The organism is Marinomonas phaeophyticola (genome assembly GCF_026966905.1).
GTDB lineage: Bacteria > Pseudomonadota > Gammaproteobacteria > Pseudomonadales > Marinomonadaceae > Marinomonas > Marinomonas phaeophyticola.
Map to the genome: position 1 here is coordinate 24288 of NZ_JAPUBN010000024.1, position 17597 is coordinate 41884.

Here is a 17597-nt window from a genome sequence, read left to right on the forward strand (position 1 = left end):
ACTATGTACGCTGACCACTCAAAGAAAAAACTTAGTAACCCTGTCACCCTTAGCCATTTAAAAAAAATGAAGGCTGAAGGAGAGAAGTTTACTTGTCTAACGGCCTACGATGCGACTTTTACCCATATTATGAATGAAGCTGGCATTGAAACAATTCTAGTAGGTGACTCTTTGGGCATGGTCATACAAGGACAAGATAGTACTCTCCCAGTGACAATAGAAGAAATGTGCTACCACGTGAGAGCCGTTAAACGCGGTAATAGTAATGCCTTTTTATTAGCTGATATGCCTTTTATGAGCTATAGCAAACCGGAATTAGCTCTTGATAACGCCGCAAAACTCATGCAGGCAGGAGCTAATATGGTCAAGCTAGAAGGAGGAAGCTGGCTTTGCGATACCGTCCAACTTCTATCCCAAAGAGGCATTCCCGTCTGCGCTCACCTTGGATTAACCCCTCAAGCCGTACACAAGCTAGGAGGGTACAAGGTTCAAGGGAAAAGTGACTCTGCCGCCGAGCAAATTAAGCAAGACTCTATCGACCTTGTAAATGCGGGCGCTGACATCCTTCTATATGAATGTATCCCAACAGAGCTCGGAAAAGAGATCACAGACATGGTTAATGTACCCACTATCGGTATTGGGGCTGGACAACACACAGATGGCCAAGTACTCGTTTTACATGACATGATTGGCATCAATCTCGGTAAACGCCCAAGATTTGTGAAGAATTTTTTAACCGATGGCCGCTCCATTCAAGAAGCATTCGAAGCCTATGCACAAGAAGTGAAAGAACAAACATTCCCTGCAAATGAACACGGTTTCTAACTATGAGAACATGCCACACAGTTAAAGAATTAAGAGCGGCACTAAAAACAGAACGACTAAAGGATAGAAGCATCGTATTTGTACCGACCATGGGCAACTTACATGATGGCCACATGAGCCTTATTCGACGAGCACAAAATGAAGGCGATATTATTGTTGCTTCTATTTTCGTTAATCCAATGCAATTTGGCGCCAATGAGGATATTGAACGCTACCCAAGAACACTCGCAGAAGACCAAGCACTGCTTCAGGAAAATGGCTGTAATTACCTCTTCGCTCCAGATGCCCTGGAAATGTATCCAGACGGAAAACGTAGCCAAACGCAAATAGAAGTTTCTGGAATATCAAATATACTATGTGGTGCCAGCCGTCCAGGTCACTTTGTTGGCGTGGCAACTGTAGTAACCAAGTTATTTAATATTGTTCAACCTGACACCGCTATTTTTGGCGCAAAAGATTTTCAACAACTCAAAGTCATTGAAAATATGGCAAGAGACCTTAGCTCCAACATTCGGGTTATAGGTGAAAAAATTGCTCGAGCGAAAGATGGCCTTGCATTAAGTTCTCGCAATGGTTACTTATCTCCTGACGAACGAGCGATTGCTCCCGCCATTTATAAAAGCCTGCAAGTTGCGGAAGCTGAAATAAAGTCAAAAAAATATTCATTTGAAGAGATTAGCGAGCGCGCACAACAGCGATTAGAAAAAGCCGGATTCACAAGAGACTATTTTGAAATTCGTTCACAGCACTCATTAAAAAAGCCAACTCAGGATGAGAAAGAATTGGTCATTTTAGTCGCCGCTTATTTAGGAAAAGCAAGACTTATAGACAACTTATGCATCACGTTACACTAATTTATAACGTACTTTAGGAGAGAGAAATGACGTCACCTACGCATCTATCTGCTTGGATAGCATTATCTGAACATCGTAAGGAAATCGACGCAACCAGCATCCAGCAAATTTTTAGCGCTCAACCCGACCGAATCACAAAATGCACCGCCGTAGCCGCTGGCTGGACGTTAGATTTCTCAAAACATCGCGCCTCATCAAAAACCTTCTCGCTTCTAACAAAGCTAGCAAAAGAAGCTAGCATTGAATCTCTCCGAGAGAAAATGTTTCGAGGAGACAATATAAATGCAACCGAAAATCGCAGCGTGTTACACACAGCGTTAAGAGCAAGCCATGCTAAAGATTCTTTATTGATCGATGGCAATAATGTTTTAGCAGAAGTACGATCCACCCTAAAACAAATGGAAAAATTCATTTGGCAGCTGCAAAGCGGGCAATGGAGAGGATACTCAAATAAAAAAATTACCGATGTTGTATCGATTGGAATCGGAGGGTCCTACTTAGGACCTAAAGTCGTTACCGAAGCGCTCAAACCGTATGCTCAAAGCACTATTCGAGTGCATTACATTGCCAATATCGATGGCTCTGATATAACCGAAAAATTAAAGAAACTTGACCCTGAAACAACCCTATTCATCGTTTCATCTAAATCCTTTGGCACCTTAGAAACTCTATATAATGCCAATGCATCAAGAGAATGGTTTTTAAGAAATGGAGGACCAGAAAGCAGTGTTCATAAACACTTTGCCGCAGTCAGCTCCAATGTCAAAAAAGCCGTTGAATTTGGCATCGCGGAAGAAAATATTTTTCCTATGTGGGATTGGGTTGGTGGCCGTTATTCTCTTTGGTCTGCCATTGGCTTACCGATTGCCGTTGCTGTCGGTATGGAAAACTTCCGTGAACTCCTTAAAGGCGCCCACGAAATGGACAGCCACTTTCAGACGGCCCCATTAGAAGAAAACCTTCCAGTAATCATGGGTACTCTAGGTATATGGTATAGCAATTTTTATGGAGCTCAATCACATGCGCTTATCCCTTATGACCATTATTTAAGAGCTCTCCCTGCCCACATCCAACAGCTCGACATGGAGAGCAATGGTAAAGCTAACCTACAGGATGGGTCCGCAACAGAAATAGATACAGGTCCAATTATTTGGGGCGGTGCAGGTACAAATGGTCAACATGCTTATCACCAGTTACTGCATCAAGGCACCCGTTTAGTTCCTGTAGATTTTATCGCACCGCTCACCACTCACAACCCAGTCAATGACCACCATACTCAGCTATTCGCTAACTGCGTTAGTCAATCACAAGCATTGATGGTAGGAAAAACGTTATCACAGGCAAAAGAAGAGCTGAAAAAAAGCGGAGCTTCTGCAGAGCAAATTGAGAAAACGGCACCTCATAAGGTCATTCAAGGTAATCGCCCAAGTAACACTCTACTAACAGATAAGCTGACGCCATTTACTGTTGGTTCATTAATCGCCCTATATGAACATAAGACGTTTGTACAGGGTGCGATTTGGGGGATTAACTCGTTTGACCAATGGGGTGTAGAATTAGGAAAAGAGCTAGGTACGGACATAGCCGAAAGATTAGCATCTAACTCTGATAATTCAGCTCTTGACCCCTCCACTCAAAATTTAATAGCTGCGTTCAAGAAGGCACAATCTTAGTTGGACAAGCATAAATAGATTTACCTTAGTCCAAAAAAACACCCACCTTTATACTTCAAAAGTGGGTGTTTTTTTATTGCAGAATCATGCACTCACTCTGCATCAACATTACGCACTAATCTAAGTGACGCAGAAAAATTTAAACGCTTTGCCTCGACTCTCCCATGAATAAATTCAACAGTCCATATATTGTCACGAAAAACATCTTTTACCGGAGTAGAGGTAAAAAAACTAACGATAGGAGTATTGGGAAACACAGCTAAATTCACAGCAGGTCGGTAGCATTGCGCCTCAATAATTGACCTCAACTCTTTAACGTTAGGCATTCTCCAATCATTAAATCCAGCAAAACCTTCTCCCGAATTTAAAATTTCAATACTTCTTAAAAAGACATCCCAAAATGCCGTATCTACACTACCTTCCGAACAACTATCTCCAGACAAACCTTCAGGGCATTGCTTCCACATTAAACGTGTTTTTAAATCGGTAACGGTTGCGTCTGCATTCAATATAAAACGCGTCGTTGGCGTGCTAGCAACGAGATTGTCTGGTTTACAATTCACCTGTTGCTCAGCATAAGCTGACGACCAATACCCCAGGCAACCTAAAAAGATAACGTTAACCACTCTTGTCCACATAATCATTCCCCACTCACTAGACGAACAGAACGTCCTGCAACCTTAGATTCAGATAGAAGAAGGCTACCAGAGGTAAGTGTTGCTGCATTTTTTACATCAAACAAAACCACCCACGCTTTATGACTCTCTGTATTTTCTGGGTCCGTACCATTGGTCCAAAACTTAGCACCTGAAGCAATACTAGGAAAATACTCAGTATCAATAGATGGAGAACTATTTCCAAAATGCACTAACCCGAGTAATTCACTGGGTGTTGGCATGCGCCAGTTTTCAAGACCACATAACTTACTTGTATTTACGCGCTCGACAAATGCTTGAGTATTACACAAGTTTTCATCGTCCGATGTATAACCAAAACACGCAGCCGACTGAGTATCATCATTCCCAGGATCACGACCATTTTCAGCGGTATTAGAGTTATACCAACTAAAGATATCATCTATATCATGCAGACCTTGATCCGCCTTAAAGCCGTTACCTCCCTGCTTAACTTCCCACACTAAGCCAGTAACATTATCTTGAACACAATTCCAAAAGGGAGCGTCCTTCTCTAAAGGTGACCCCAATGAATCCAGCTTAGTATAGTTAAAACCGACAGCCCCATCTTCATTATCATTATTTGTAGCATCTAACCCTTCTGAACAATCCTGTAGCTCAAAAAATGTACCGCTACAATCTGCATTATGATTTCCAGTTGCATTCGAATTAGTCGCATAATCTGGAAAATCAATACCGAAATCAATTCCGGTATCATTCAATGAGGCGGAAGTAACCCCCGAAGCCGCGGCCTTTGGTGTCGCGGAGGCTTCATTACTTATCAACCCTTCGATACCAGAAACTATGGCGGTTACTACAAAAAAATGAGGGAGGTCATTCACTAAACCACCGACAGTGGTCGACGTTAATACATTGCCCTCTACAAATGTCCCGGTTTCTAAAGACGCATAATTCACGACATCAGATAATGTCGAAAAACTTTCTGTCGCATAATACAAATTATATGAAGAAGCATTCTCCACTTCAGTCCAGGTTAACTCAACGCTCTGATTTCCGGCTACGGCCATCAAATTTTGTGGGGAGCCATTATCCGCTGCAGGCGTTGCCTTTACTTCAGCACTTCGGCCACTCTCACCAACATTATTGACGGCAGTGATTGTAAAGAAATACTCACTCCCATTTGTCAATCCGGTAACTTCAGAGCTTACGCCTGAAAGACTACCGATAATACGACCATCAGCCAAAGCAACAACCTCGGATAAACTAGATAGTCCAGCCATACTTTCTAGCGCGTAATAAACCGTGTAACTTGCGGCCCCATCGACCGCAGACCAAGACAAATCTACGGCCTCATTTTTAGCCGCAGCATTGAGTGAACCAACAGTCTTAGGCAAGCTAACAGCGTTGTCTCCAGACGAAACCTCTTCACTTGTTGCATCATCTGTCCCGGCATTATCTTCTACGGTACCAGTATCCGTTCCCCCTTCTGATGATGAGCTATTATCACTACCCCCTTCTGGCGTACCACAACCAAGCAAGCCAAAAACAATAACAATAGGGAAAATCCAAAAAAAGTTTTCATAATCCACTCAACGTTTGTAATTCAGCAACAATAGATACATGAGCTCAAAGTATGCCCATCATTCAAACCTATAAACACACTACTAAAGCGTATCGACATAACAAGGCTATTCTTTATTTAAAACAAAAAAAAGCAGAGTGATTAAACTCACTCTGCTTTTCTAAATTGCCAACCTAATAAACAACTATTAAATGTGTTCTACTTTCTCTATTTCGTAGATCACTTCACCACTTGGAATTTTAATAGTTACTTCATCGCCTTCCATTTTACCGATAATCGCTTTTGCAATAGGAGATGCGTAAGAAATTTGTTTTTTCTTAACATCCGCCTCGTCATCCCCAACTATACGATAAACAACCGTACCTTCCGTATCCACGTTAAATAAGGTAACGGTAGCGCCAAACACTACTTTTCCCGTGTAAGGAATCGTTTTGACGTCGATAACTTGAGAATCAGCAAGCTTACCTTCGATCTCTTTTATACGACCTTCAGCAAAGCCTTGCTCTTCTCGTGCAGCATGATATTCCGCATTCTCTTTTAAATCACCGTGTTCACGAGCTGTCGCGATATCAGCAATGATTCGAGGACGCTGGACAGTTTTCAAGTTGTTTAATTCTTCACGAAGTGTTGCTTCGCCAACAACTGTCATTGGTACTTTTCTCATTATTACCCCAAATGCAAATCTTGCAATCTTCTTACCTTAGTTTCCCCTTTAAGGCCAATCGCCAAGCTTGTCGCTTCTGCACCAGCCAGCGTTGTAGTGTAACAAACCTTGCGCTGTAATGCTGTACGGCGAATAACCGATGAGTCCGCAATCGCTTGCGTACCTTCCGTTGTATTAATAATGTAGTCAATATCACCATTTTTCAACATATCGACAATATGAGGGCGACCTTCATTAACTTTATTTACTTTTACAACTGAAATCCCTTTATCTTCTAAGAATTTCGCCGTGCCACCCGTTGCAACAACCTCAAAACCATAAGATATTAAGCGCTCAACGACGGCAACAGATTTTTCTTTATCCATATCTCGCACACTTATAAAAGCACGACCGGAAGTTGGCAGCACAGTACCGCCACCCAAAACAGCCTTACCAAACGCTTCAGCAAAGGTATCACCGATACCCATAACTTCACCTGTAGACTTCATTTCTGGGCCTAAGATAGGATCAACACCTTGGAATTTATTAAATGGGAATACCGCTTCTTTAACACTAAAGTAACTTGGGATAATTTCTTCAGTAAAGCCAAGCTCATCTAACGATTTACCAGACATAACTAAAGCCGCAACTTGAGCCAAAGAACGACCGATACACTTAGACACAAATGGCACCGTACGAGAAGCTCGTGGATTTACTTCAATGACGTATATTTCACCATCCTGTAATGCAAGTTGTGTATTCATCAAACCAATGACCCCTAACTCTAGAGCCATTTTTTTAATCATTACACGAATAGCATCTTGATCTTCAACAGACAGAGAATACGGAGGCAATGAACAGGCGGAATCACCAGAGTGAACACCCGCTTGCTCTATGTGTTGCATAATGCCACCAATCACAACCTGCTTACCATCAGAGATACAATCAATATCCATTTCAATGGCGGCATTCAAGAAGTGATCTAATAGAACAGGACTATCATTCGATACTTTCACTGCATTTGTCATATAACGGACTAATTCAGATTCGTTATAAACAATCTCCATGGCACGTCCACCCAAAACATAAGAAGGACGCACAACAAGAGGATAACCAATTTCCGACGCTTTCATGATCGCTTGATCCGTACTACGAACCGTCGCATTCCTTGGCTGTTTAAAGCCTAGTCGCTGAATCATACTTTGGAAACGTTCACGATCTTCTGCTCGGTCAATGGCTTCTGGTGTCGTTCCAATAATTGGCACGCCTTCCGCTTCCAATGCTCGCGCAATTTTTAGCGGTGTTTGGCCACCAAATTGAACAATCACCCCCATTGGCTTTTCTTTACGCACGATTTCTAATACGTCTTCTAGGGTTACTGGCTCAAAATATAAACGGTCAGAGGTATCATAGTCAGTAGAAACGGTCTCAGGATTACAGTTAACCATAATGGTTTCATAACCATCTTCACGCAGAGCCAAAGCCGCATGCACACAACAGTAATCAAATTCAATACCTTGACCAATACGGTTAGGCCCACCACCTAAAACAATCACTTTTTGACGGTCTGTTGGCTCAGCTTCACACTCTTCCTCATAAGTAGAGTACATATAAGCGGTATCTGTAGCGAATTCAGCCGAACAGGTATCCACACGCTTATACACTGGATGAACATCAAGTAGATAGCGACGCTCTCTTAACGATTTTTCAGTCACATCCAATAATTGAGCAAGACGAGAGTCTGAGAAACCTTTACGCTTCAAGCCACGCATCACATCATAGCTCAAGTCAATCAACCCCTTATCAGACAAAGAAGCTTCATCTTTAATTAAGTCTTCGATTTGAACCAAGAACCAGTGATCAACACCAGTCAGTTCGTAAACTTCTTCTATTGAAAGGCCTAAACGGAAAGCATCACCAATGTACCAAATACGGTCAGCACCAGGAGTCTTCAGCTCACGAATTAATTTTTCTTTGGAATTCTCTTCATTAAAATCCAATTGAGGATTAAAACCGTCTGCGCCCACTTCTAAACCGCGCAATGCTTTTTGCAACGATTCTTGGAAAGTACGACCTATTGCCATTACTTCACCAACCGACTTCATCTGTGTCGTTAGTCGATCATTCGCCGTAGGGAATTTCTCAAACGTAAAGCGTGGAATTTTAGTTACAACATAATCAATGGCAGGCTCAAAACTGGCTGGCGTACGGCCACCTGTGATGTCATTCTGCAATTCATCTAAAGTGTAGCCAATAGCCAGTTTCGCAGCGATTTTTGCAATTGGAAAGCCTGTCGCTTTAGAAGCCAACGCAGAAGAACGAGATACACGAGGGTTCATTTCGATAACAACCAGGCGCCCTGTCTTCGGGTCCATACCAAATTGTACGTTCGAACCGCCCGTTTCTACACCAATCTCACGCAACACAGCAAGCGATGCATTACGCATGATTTGGTATTCTTTGTCCGTAAGCGTTTGCGCAGGAGCAACTGTAATAGAATCGCCCGTATGTACACCCATGGCATCAAAGTTTTCAATGGCACATACAATAATACAGTTGTCGTTCTTATCACGAACCACTTCCATTTCATATTCTTTCCAACCGATCAAGGACTCATCGATTAGCAACTCATTGGTCGGAGATAAGTCCAAACCACGAGTACAAATTTCATCAAACTCTTCCATGTTGTATGCAATACCACCACCGGTACCACCCATGGTGAAGGAAGGACGAATAATACAAGGAAAACCTAATTCTGCTTGTACCTTCAATGCTTCTTCCATGCTGTGAGCAATGCCCGCACGAGGACACTCAAGACCAATCGCCTTCATAGCTTGGTCGAAACGATTACGATCTTCCGCTTTATCAATTGCGTCCGCGGTAGCACCAATCATTTCAACATTATATTTTTCTAAAACGCCATGACGCTCTAAATCAAGCGCGCAGTTTAATGCTGTTTGACCACCCATTGTAGGCAGTACGGCATCAGGACGTTCTTTTTCAATAATTTTCTCAACCGTTTGCCACTCAATAGGTTCAATATAAGTCGCATCCGCCATCACTGGATCAGTCATTATGGTGGCAGGATTGGAGTTAACCAGAATAACTCTGTAACCTTCTTCACGTAACGCTTTACACGCCTGTGCTCCAGAATAATCAAACTCGCATGCCTGACCAATTACAATCGGACCGGCACCTAAAATCAATACACTTTTTATATCAGTACGCTTTGGCATAGTATGTTCGTCCCCAATCAGGCTTTGTTCGCTTTAATATTATCGATAAACTGATCAAATAAAGGTGCCACATCATGTGGACCAGGGCTGGCTTCAGGATGACCTTGAAAACTAAACGCTGACGTATCTGTACGAGAAATACCCTGTAAAGAGCCATCAAATAACGACTTATGTGTTACTTTCAAATACTCAGGCATACCCTCTTCATCAACTGCAAAACCGTGGTTTTGGCTAGTAATCATTACCGTGCCTTTTTCAACGTCTTGCACTGGATGATTGGCACCATGATGACCAAACTTCATCTTTTTAGTTTTTGCACCACTTGCTAATGCCAGTAGCTGATGACCTAAACAAATACCGAACACAGGGATATTCTTCGTTAGAATTTCTTTAATCGCCGCAATAGCGTAATCACACGGCTCTGGATCACCTGGTCCATTTGATAAAAATACACCATCAGGATTAAGAGCTAATACGTCACTTGCTGGTGTTTGTGCTGGCACAACCGTTAGACGACAACCACGCTCAACCAACATTCTTAAAATATTACGCTTAACGCCAAAATCATAAGCAACCACATGGAATGCAAATTCACTTGGTGTAGTATGCCCAGCGACTAAATCCCAAGTGGATTCAGTCCATTCGTAGGGCGCTTTAACCGTTACTTCTTTTGCTAGATCCATCCCTTTCAATCCAGGGAAGGCTTTTGCTTGGGAAATAGCTTCGGCTTCAGAAATATTATCTCCAGCCATGATACAACCAGCAAGAGACCCTTTTTCACGTAAAATACGAGTTAATTTACGTGTATCAATATCCGCAATACCCACAACGCCTTTACGCTTTAAATAAGCATCCAGAGTCTCTTCAGAACGCCAACTACTCGCCACAAGAGGTAAATCTCGAATAATTAGACCATCACACCAGACATTATTTGATTCTTCATCTTCTGGGTTAACGCCAGTGTTACCAATATGAGGATACGTTAGAGTGACGATTTGTCGTGCGTAGGAAGGGTCAGTTAGTATTTCTTGATAACCAGTCATTGAGGTATTAAATACTACCTCAGCGGTCGATGAGCCATCTGCTCCAATCGACACGCCCTTAAATACAGTGCCATCTTCAAGAGCAAGAATTGCTGATGTTGCCAAAGGAACCTCCCATTTTAAGCCTTTCAGGTTGCAAAAAAGCGAGACGAACACTCTGGTTCATCTCGCTTTTTAGGAATTTCTGCAATGGGCAAAGCGGGCAAGAAAACTTGCCTTGATGCGCCCAAAAATCTTAACAATTTTACTCTTAGATGACGAAAATATCCACTAAAAAGCCATTATTTTCGAGCGTTTTTGCATAATTGATCGTCATTTTAACTGACCTAAAAGTCAGGATTAACTTTATCGTCAAGAACTAAAATTCAATTAACATAAAAGCTGATCAGCGACCTCTTGCGCAACATCATACCCTTTCAAGTTTGCTAATAGTCCTAATGCAAACGTCATGGCAGTAGCTGGCCCCTGACTGGTTAAAATATTACCATCCATAACAATCGGTTGATCCGATACATAATCAGCCCCTGTGAGACCTGTCTCGAACCCAGGGTAACACGTTGCTTGTTTATCCACTAAAAAACCATGTGTTCCTAAAACTAACGCAGGGGCGGCACAAATAGCGGCGAGTAAAGCGTCGTGTATATCATGCTTTTCTAACATATCAATTAACACACTACTGTCTCTTAAGTGCTCAGCCCCTGGCATCCCTCCAGGAAGAGCAATGGCGTCAAACATGGTATCCGCCACATCAGTAAGTAAAACATCGGCTTCAATGTTCGAGCCTCGAGCGGCTTTTATCATCTTCCTATCATGAACACTGGCAACAACAACTTCAACGCCACCTCGGCGCAATACATCAATAATAGTAACGGTTTCAATATCTTCACTGCCATCAGCAATTGGCACTAGTAAAGTCGTCATTATCTTATCCTTTCAATTAATGGTTAAACATCGATATGATCTTCAGGAAGCCGGCTCATCAATAACGCATGCTCAGCAGGAGAGGAATAATAATGCTTTCTAAGACCAACTTGAACAAACCCCATTTGTAAATACAGAGAAATGGCCGCTTGATTCGACTCTCTCACCTCGAGTATAAAATGACTCACTGACGCCGTCATCATTTCAGAAAGCCAATGGAGCATCAGTTTATGAGCATATCCCTGGCGACGAGCACTAGGAGCAACAACAATAAGCTCAAGCTCGGACTCATCCAATATGCGAGAGGCCGTTAACCAAGCCAAAAGTTGGCCGTTTTCTGAACCTTCAATGACCCAGTTATGACGAGAAACTAGAGCCTCTTTAATTAGCTTCTCCCCCCATGGATGAGTATTCGCTTCTTTGTCTAATTGAGTAATCGCACCCACATCTTCAAAACAAGCCGCTCGAACTTTCACTCCATCACCTTTTTCATTGCCGCCCACGCCTCTCGCTTCAATTCTGGAATTCGGTATAACTCGGGTAAACTCACAATATCAGCTCGTGGAAAAGACATAATAGGGGCTTCTGGCCGTAAAGAAGAAACCATTTTTTGTATTTGAGTACCTGCAACAATCATAACAGGTCTGTCAAGCCCATCTAAATATCGTTCGATAAAGCTATCAAGAGCACTTAACATCCAGTCTGTGTTTTCAATAAAATAAGGGTTATGTAGCTTATCTGGCCAAGAGAAACGAGCCGATACCCATTCGTCCGTTGTTTGCCTTAACAAGGCTTGAGACATTTTTAAAGCTAACTGTTCAATCTCATTAAAGTCATCAAATGCTTTTGGCACCTGAGTCAAAATAATCAACCGCTTTTCAACCACATAAAGCTGAATACAAATATCATGTACTAGTGTTTCATCAAATACGGTTTGCGGTGCGATATCGACAGCCAACTCTTCTATGGGCTGCAAGTCTTCAACAATCACTGACGAGTTAGATAAAAGCTCTTCTTTTAGGCCAGCAACGGTCTTTTGAGTAACTTCCATATCCATTGATGATGAAACAACCGAGTTCAAAGCAAAACCGGTTGCCGTTTCATCATGACTGGTGGGACAGTTATCTTCTGATATAGAAGACGTAAGCTCAGTATCCCATGGGGAAATAGGGCGGGATAACGTTAATTCACTCACTACAGCTGATTTAGGCAACCAACTAACAACGCCCATCCGCTCCAAGCAATAAGCCTGTTGAGACGCATTATCTTGCATTAGATGTTACATCGACTTCAAAATAAAAAAACACAGTAAACTCACTTTTCATAAATACATTCGTGATAGTAAGATCAAAAATCAGCTTAATCATAACAGTATATCCGCTTCGACGAATCATAGATTTATGAAAATCGCATAACTTTCATAATGAGCGGATGACTTTTCATAACCTTCAGTAAAAAAAGCCGCTATAATTCCAATGCCTAGTCCTAAGGTGCTTTTTATAAAGTGAAACGGGAAAACAGTGCAAACCTGTTACTGCCCCCGCAACAGTGAATTGATTACTGCAATCAATAGTCTGGAGACCGGCCTTAGCGACACCTAAAATCATTACACGGGTGAGTGTAATTTACGGAGTATAATCACATGCACATTGAACCAGAACTCGTTACTGGCGCCAAATTATTACTAAGCTATGCTACGGCAACCGTCTCTTTGGGGCTGGTCGCACGCGCCTCACTTAAAGCCATTAAAGAAGAGGGGATCAGCAAGTTAGCCATTCGTAGCCTTATGTCTGTTATTGCTGTTTTTGCTTTTTTTGAATTGTTTATTCACCATTCAGTTGGTGTTTCTGAAGTCCATTTGATTTTAGGCTCTTCCCTATTTCTACTTCTAGGCCCTGCCGCCGCTGGCATTGGCTTAATGGGTGGCCTATTGATACAAGGTATGTTCTTTGCCCCCATTGACCTACCGCAATATGGAATGAATGTTACTACCTTATTACTACCATTATTTGTTATGTCGGAATTAGCAAAACGAATTATTCCACAGAATACAAAATATGTGGATTTAAACTATTCACAGACATTAAAATTGTCTTTCGCCTATCAAGGTGGCATCATTGCTTGGGTCGCGTTTTGGGCCATTTACGGTCAAGGGCTTGAAGCAAGTAACCTAATCTCTGTTGCCACTTTCTCTGGAGCTTATTTGAGCGTTATCTTACTTGAGCCACTGGTCGACTTAGGTCTATTAGCATTAGCAAAAACGTTGTGTAATTTCAGCGTTTCCGCTCTATTTGAAAAACGCCTGTATGCTTCTCAAGCTTAAATAGTAACGCGTCTTTTTAAGGGACATTATGAATTTATCTACTTTTTTTACTGCCGCTGCAATCTCTGCTTCAGCCATATTTTCAGCTCAATCTGTCGCCAGCGAAACGTCTTTACCGGATTTAAACGGTCAAGTTATCGTCGCGGTTACTGAGAATGCCTACACACCTCTCAATTTTATTGACCCAGAAACGGGCAATGGAATCGGTTGGGAATACGACGCCTTTAACGAAATTGCGAATCGCTTAAATGCAAAGGTAGATTGGCAATTAAGCAGTTGGGATTCTATGATTCAAGCGGTCAAACAAGGGCAGTTTGATGTAGGAATGGATGGCATTACGATCAATGATGAACGTAAAAAAGAAATTGATTTTTCTGTCCCCTATATGATTTCACAGCAATTCATGCTAGTTCGCCAAGACGAATCTCGCTTTAGCGAACATACCAGCTTTGCTAAAGACAGCGACTTACTGATTGGTGCGCAACCAGGCACAACCAATTTTTATGTTGCCGTTTACAATGTATTAGATGGAGATGAAAACAACAGCCGTATACAGCTCTTTGAAACCTTCGGCGCCTCAGTACAAGCATTAAAAACAGGTGATGTTGACATGGTGCTCATGGACGCTTCATCTGCAAAAGGCTACATGGGAGCGAACCCGGGGACCTTTAAATTAGTTGGTGATCCTCTTGGAACGGAAGAGTTTGGCTTTATTCTAACTCCAGGATCCAAGCTAACACCGGCTATTAATGCCGCTATCAAGAGTATGCAAGAAGATGGAACTTTAGAAGCGTTGAATCAAAAATGGTTCTTTGATTATCAACACTAACCCTTTCTAAACTTTCTATTTAGTAGGCCACTTTTTAAAGTGGCCTACGCAATTAGGCCTTATGATTAAAAAACGCTCTTTATCGACCCTTCCTTGGTGGCTGCTTTTTACGGTAATTATCGGCTTACTTTTAAGTTGGAATATCGTTTCAGATGAAAACTATGCACAGATATTTAACACCTTAAGCAAAGGCCTGTGGACGACCATTAGTGTTACTCTCATCGCATTCAGCCTCGCCACCCTTGCAGGTCTTTTTGTCGCGCTTGCTGGTTTTTCTCGTTTTGCCATAGTACGCCAAATTGCAACCTTCTATGTTGAAATTATTCGCGGCATCCCTGTCCTTGTCATTTTATTTTATATTGCCTTTGTGGGCGCACCTGAAATTATCAAATTTTATAATTGGGCCCTGCAGGGTTTTATAGAAAATGGCCTTATTTCAGCCGCTAGAACTCGAGACTTTAATATGGTGTGGCGAGCCATACTCGCACTAAGCATCAGCTATAGCGCCTTTCTTGCAGAAGTATTTCGTGCAGGCATCCAAGAAATAGATAAAGGACAAATTGAAGCGGGTAAAGCGTTAGGGCTCAGTGGCTGGCAGCGATTTCGTTTTATCATTTTCCCTCAAGCAATTAAAAAGATTTTACCTCCTTTGGGTAATGACTTTGTTGCTATGATAAAGGACTCCGCTTTAGTATCTGTCTTAGGTGTTCAGGACATTACTCAAATGGGTAAGGTATACAGTGCATCCACCTTTCAGTTTTTCGAGACTTATAACGTCGTCGCGTTTATGTACCTGGTTCTTACTCTCAGCTTGTCGTTAACCATTAGAGGGCTTGAAGGCTATTTACGACGTAATGAAAAACACTAATCTGTAAATAGAGTTATTAAAAACGAAGGCGACCCTTCGCTTTCGTTTTTAATGGTGATAAATGGTCGCCATTAGATACCGAGATGAATCAATCCTTGTAGCGCCAGTAAAGCAAACACACCCGCAAGTACATCATCAATCATAATACCAAAGCCTCCCTCCACCTTTTTATCCAACCAAGAAATAGGCCAAGGTTTTAATATATCGAACACTCTAAACAGAACAAACCCCACTATTATGTATAACCAACCTTCAGGGGCCATCCACATAGTAATCCAGAAACCAACAAACTCATCCCAGACAATCCCAGAATGATCATGCACCCCCAGATCCTTAGAGGTTTTATCACACAGATAAATTCCGACAATAAACGTCACTATTAACATGATCAGATAGTTCAGATCAGTCCAATGTTGCATTAATAAATAAATAGGAATCGCCGCCAAGGTGCCAAAGGTCCCCGGCGCTTTATCTACCGTTCCGGACCCCAGACCAAAGGCCAAAAAATGCACTGGATTACGCCATACGGAACGGGGAACTTTATCTGCCATGAAAAAACCTCTTTTCTTTTTCAAAATTAATATTAGAAATGTTGCCACCCCTCTAAGTCACCAGCATATCCTTCAATAGAAAAACCTGTTTCCACAACTTCTCCAACTCGACAACAAGGTAGGTGCAATGTCTGAGTAATTAAACTAATTTCTTCTCTCGTTGATTTAGGCGCTGTAAAACAAAGTTCATAGTCATCGCCCCCCGTCAATGCGATCGTTAAAGCGTTATCAGGCTGCCAATCGCGAAGGAAATCAGATATTGGAATTTGATTCCCTTGAAGCACCGCACCAACATTGGATGCCAACAATATATGTTGAATATCTTGAGCCAGCCCATCAGAGATATCCATCATGGCATGAGCTACTCGCTTTAATGCCATACCCGCAATGAGACGAGGTGTCGGCCGCCAGTAACGCTCATAGAAGTAATCATATAAGTCATTCGCCACAATGATTTCGTCCGTAACAATAGGCACCGCCGCCGCCGCATCTCCAAGCACCCCAGTCACATAGATATCATCCCCTAATTTTGCCTGAGATCGCGTTTTTATCAGTGCAGCTTCGACATATCCATGAACTTGTAAAGTAATCGTTAAGGGGCCTCTAGTTGTATCACCACCCACCAACAGTAAGCCAATAGGTTCCGCAAGTTCAGCCATCCCTTCCGCAAAAGCCGATAACCATTGCGGATCCGAGTGAGGTAAAGTCAACCCTAAGGTAAAAAAAGACGGTCTTGCTCCCATTGCCGCCAAATCACTTACACAGCTGGCAACGGCTCGATATCCTATCGCCGAAGGGTCTGCATCATAGGGGAAATGCCGTCCCTCAACCAAGGTATCCATTGACAATACCAAGGTTTGATCTGCTGGCACGTTTACCTGTGCACAATCATCACCTATCCCCAGTAAAATATCTCTACGACCTTCAATATTTGCCATCGAAGACGCTTTAAATATATGCTGGATAAGCTCAAACTCTTTCATAGTTGCATCTCTAAATACCGCCTAACGTTTTATTAGACAATAATGGTTAATTTACCTCACCGTCGCCTAATTCTAAACATAAAAAAACCATCATAATGATGGTTTTTTTATTCAGAAACTAATGCTTACCTTTCACGACGTGCGGCAATTTCTTCACGACGCACTCGTTGAGCAAGCTTGTCTAAAATTCCATTAACGTATTTATGACTCTCTGTTGCCCCAAAGGACTTAGCTAACTCAACGCCTTCATTAATCACAACTCGATACGGAACATCCAAACGCTCAGACAGCTCAAAGCTACCAATACGCAGGATAGTCAACTCTATTGGATCCAACTCTGATAGAGGGCGGTCCAGCAAAGTTTCATATAAGTCATCTAATTTTTTAGCATTAAAAGTTACACCTTGAATTAATTCACGGAAGTAGACTTTATCACATGTCCCCAAATCATGATCAACAGTAAATTGAGCTTCAATCTCATTTACTGGAGTCTGATTCATTTGCCATTGATAGGCGGCTTGCAAGGCAAAGCTTCGTGAAGCACTGCGTAATTGCGAACGGGATGGTTTCTTCGCTTTTGGCTTAGATTCCGTTTTTTGTTGGGTAGATTTATCTACTTCGCTCATTGTGT

The 17597-nt window shown here is 42.1% G+C and carries 17 protein-coding genes and 1 riboswitch; of the genes, 6 read left to right on the plus strand and 11 right to left on the minus strand.

From position 1 onward, the window contains the following. The first annotated feature begins 3 nt into the window (after window positions 1–3). The 3 genes from panB to pgi are packed head-to-tail and all read left to right on the plus strand — an operon-like array spanning window position 4 to window position 3352. Window positions 4–825, plus strand: coding sequence for a 3-methyl-2-oxobutanoate hydroxymethyltransferase (gene panB, locus O1D97_RS18435; protein ID WP_269127659.1), 822 nt, complete (start codon window positions 4–6; stop codon window positions 823–825). A 2-nt stretch (window positions 826–827) separates the two neighbouring features. Beyond that, on the plus strand, window positions 828–1679 hold the full coding sequence (panC, locus tag O1D97_RS18440; protein ID WP_269127661.1) for a pantoate--beta-alanine ligase: 852 nt from the start codon (window positions 828–830) through the stop codon (window positions 1677–1679). 26 nt (window positions 1680–1705) lie between these two features. Then, on the plus strand, window positions 1706–3352 hold the full coding sequence (pgi, locus tag O1D97_RS18445; RefSeq protein WP_269127662.1) for a glucose-6-phosphate isomerase: 1647 nt from the start codon (window positions 1706–1708) through the stop codon (window positions 3350–3352). A gap of 92 nt (window positions 3353–3444) precedes the next feature. On the opposite strand, the gene O1D97_RS18450 is transcribed toward pgi, so the two are convergent. The 8 genes from O1D97_RS18450 to O1D97_RS18485 form a co-directional block, all read right to left on the minus strand. Further along, a complete protein-coding gene (locus O1D97_RS18450; RefSeq protein WP_269127663.1) occupies window positions 3445–3990 on the minus strand; it encodes an Lcl C-terminal domain-containing protein in 546 nt (181 codons plus the stop codon). A gap of 2 nt (window positions 3991–3992) precedes the next feature. Further along, window positions 3993–5576 (minus strand): Lcl domain-containing protein, encoded by a 1584-nt coding sequence (locus O1D97_RS18455; RefSeq protein WP_269127664.1) that lies wholly within the window; start codon window positions 5574–5576, stop codon window positions 3993–3995. Window positions 5577–5756: 180 nt separating this feature from the next. Continuing rightward, window positions 5757–6233, minus strand: coding sequence for a transcription elongation factor GreA (gene greA / locus O1D97_RS18460; RefSeq protein ID WP_269127665.1), 477 nt, complete (start codon window positions 6231–6233; stop codon window positions 5757–5759). Window positions 6234–6235: 2 nt separating this feature from the next. Next, entirely contained in the window at window positions 6236–9448 is a 3213-nt protein-coding gene (gene carB, locus O1D97_RS18465; protein ID WP_269127666.1) for a carbamoyl-phosphate synthase large subunit, read from the minus strand. 17 nt (window positions 9449–9465) lie between these two features. Then, window positions 9466–10596, minus strand: coding sequence for a glutamine-hydrolyzing carbamoyl-phosphate synthase small subunit (gene carA / locus O1D97_RS18470; protein WP_269127667.1), 1131 nt, complete (start codon window positions 10594–10596; stop codon window positions 9466–9468). Between the two features lie 264 nt (window positions 10597–10860). Next, window positions 10861–11412 carry a DJ-1 family glyoxalase III gene (locus O1D97_RS18475; protein WP_269127668.1) on the minus strand — a complete coding sequence of 184 codons (552 nt, stop codon included), beginning with the start codon at window positions 11410–11412 and terminating at the stop codon, window positions 10861–10863. A gap of 23 nt (window positions 11413–11435) precedes the next feature. Then, window positions 11436–11888, minus strand: a complete 453-nt coding sequence (rimI, locus tag O1D97_RS18480) for a ribosomal protein S18-alanine N-acetyltransferase (RefSeq protein ID WP_269127669.1) — start codon at window positions 11886–11888, stop codon at window positions 11436–11438. Further along, a complete protein-coding gene (locus O1D97_RS18485; RefSeq protein ID WP_269127670.1) occupies window positions 11885–12685 on the minus strand; it encodes a hypothetical protein in 801 nt (266 codons plus the stop codon). The genes rimI and O1D97_RS18485 overlap by 4 nt, the downstream gene beginning before the upstream one ends. A 198-nt stretch (window positions 12686–12883) precedes the next feature. Next, window positions 12884–13016: riboswitch (cobalamin riboswitch) on the plus strand. A gap of 38 nt (window positions 13017–13054) precedes the next feature. On the opposite strand from O1D97_RS18485, the gene O1D97_RS18490 reads away from it, so the two are divergent. The 3 genes from O1D97_RS18490 (at window position 13055) to O1D97_RS18500 (ending at window position 15432) form a co-directional block, all read left to right on the plus strand. Further along, complete coding sequence (locus tag O1D97_RS18490; protein WP_269127672.1) at window positions 13055–13735, plus strand: energy-coupling factor ABC transporter permease; 681 nt, start codon at window positions 13055–13057, stop codon at window positions 13733–13735. A 28-nt stretch (window positions 13736–13763) separates the two neighbouring features. Then, a complete protein-coding gene (locus tag O1D97_RS18495; protein ID WP_269127673.1) occupies window positions 13764–14564 on the plus strand; it encodes a transporter substrate-binding domain-containing protein in 801 nt (266 codons plus the stop codon). Between the two features lie 61 nt (window positions 14565–14625). Beyond that, entirely contained in the window at window positions 14626–15432 is an 807-nt protein-coding gene (locus O1D97_RS18500; RefSeq protein WP_269127675.1) for an amino acid ABC transporter permease, read from the plus strand. Window positions 15433–15503: 71 nt separating this feature from the next. On the opposite strand, the gene O1D97_RS18505 is transcribed toward O1D97_RS18500, so the two are convergent. From O1D97_RS18505 to nusB, 3 genes are all read right to left on the minus strand, one after another. Then, the gene (locus tag O1D97_RS18505; RefSeq protein ID WP_269127677.1) at window positions 15504–15983 is read right to left on the minus strand and encodes a phosphatidylglycerophosphatase A family protein; all 480 of its coding nucleotides are present in this window, start codon (window positions 15981–15983) and stop codon (window positions 15504–15506) included. A 32-nt stretch (window positions 15984–16015) separates the two neighbouring features. Continuing rightward, complete coding sequence (gene thiL, locus O1D97_RS18510) at window positions 16016–16966, minus strand: thiamine-phosphate kinase (protein WP_269127678.1); 951 nt, start codon at window positions 16964–16966, stop codon at window positions 16016–16018. A 125-nt stretch (window positions 16967–17091) separates the two neighbouring features. Next, window positions 17092–17592 (minus strand): transcription antitermination factor NusB, encoded by a 501-nt coding sequence (gene nusB, locus O1D97_RS18515; protein ID WP_269127679.1) that lies wholly within the window; start codon window positions 17590–17592, stop codon window positions 17092–17094. Window positions 17593–17597 lie beyond the last annotated feature (5 nt).

Coding starts and splice junctions, on each gene's coding strand:
- panB (WP_269127659.1), top strand. CDS start 4: ATGTACGCTGACCACTCAAAGAAAAAACTTAGTAACCCTGTCACCCTT.
- panC (WP_269127661.1), top strand. CDS start 828: ATGAGAACATGCCACACAGTTAAAGAATTAAGAGCGGCACTAAAAACA.
- pgi (WP_269127662.1), top strand. CDS start 1,706: ATGACGTCACCTACGCATCTATCTGCTTGGATAGCATTATCTGAACAT.
- O1D97_RS18450 (WP_269127663.1), bottom strand. CDS start 3,990: ATGTGGACAAGAGTGGTTAACGTTATCTTTTTAGGTTGCCTGGGGTAT.
- greA (WP_269127665.1), bottom strand. CDS start 6,233: ATGAGAAAAGTACCAATGACAGTTGTTGGCGAAGCAACACTTCGTGAA.
- carB (WP_269127666.1), bottom strand. CDS start 9,448: ATGCCAAAGCGTACTGATATAAAAAGTGTATTGATTTTAGGTGCCGGT.
- O1D97_RS18475 (WP_269127668.1), bottom strand. CDS start 11,412: ATGACGACTTTACTAGTGCCAATTGCTGATGGCAGTGAAGATATTGAA.
- O1D97_RS18485 (WP_269127670.1), bottom strand. CDS start 12,685: ATGCAAGATAATGCGTCTCAACAGGCTTATTGCTTGGAGCGGATGGGC.
- O1D97_RS18490 (WP_269127672.1), top strand. CDS start 13,055: ATGCACATTGAACCAGAACTCGTTACTGGCGCCAAATTATTACTAAGC.
- O1D97_RS18495 (WP_269127673.1), top strand. CDS start 13,764: ATGAATTTATCTACTTTTTTTACTGCCGCTGCAATCTCTGCTTCAGCC.
- O1D97_RS18500 (WP_269127675.1), top strand. CDS start 14,626: ATGATTAAAAAACGCTCTTTATCGACCCTTCCTTGGTGGCTGCTTTTT.
- O1D97_RS18505 (WP_269127677.1), bottom strand. CDS start 15,983: ATGGCAGATAAAGTTCCCCGTTCCGTATGGCGTAATCCAGTGCATTTT.
- thiL (WP_269127678.1), bottom strand. CDS start 16,966: ATGAAAGAGTTTGAGCTTATCCAGCATATATTTAAAGCGTCTTCGATG.
- nusB (WP_269127679.1), bottom strand. CDS start 17,592: ATGAGCGAAGTAGATAAATCTACCCAACAAAAAACGGAATCTAAGCCA.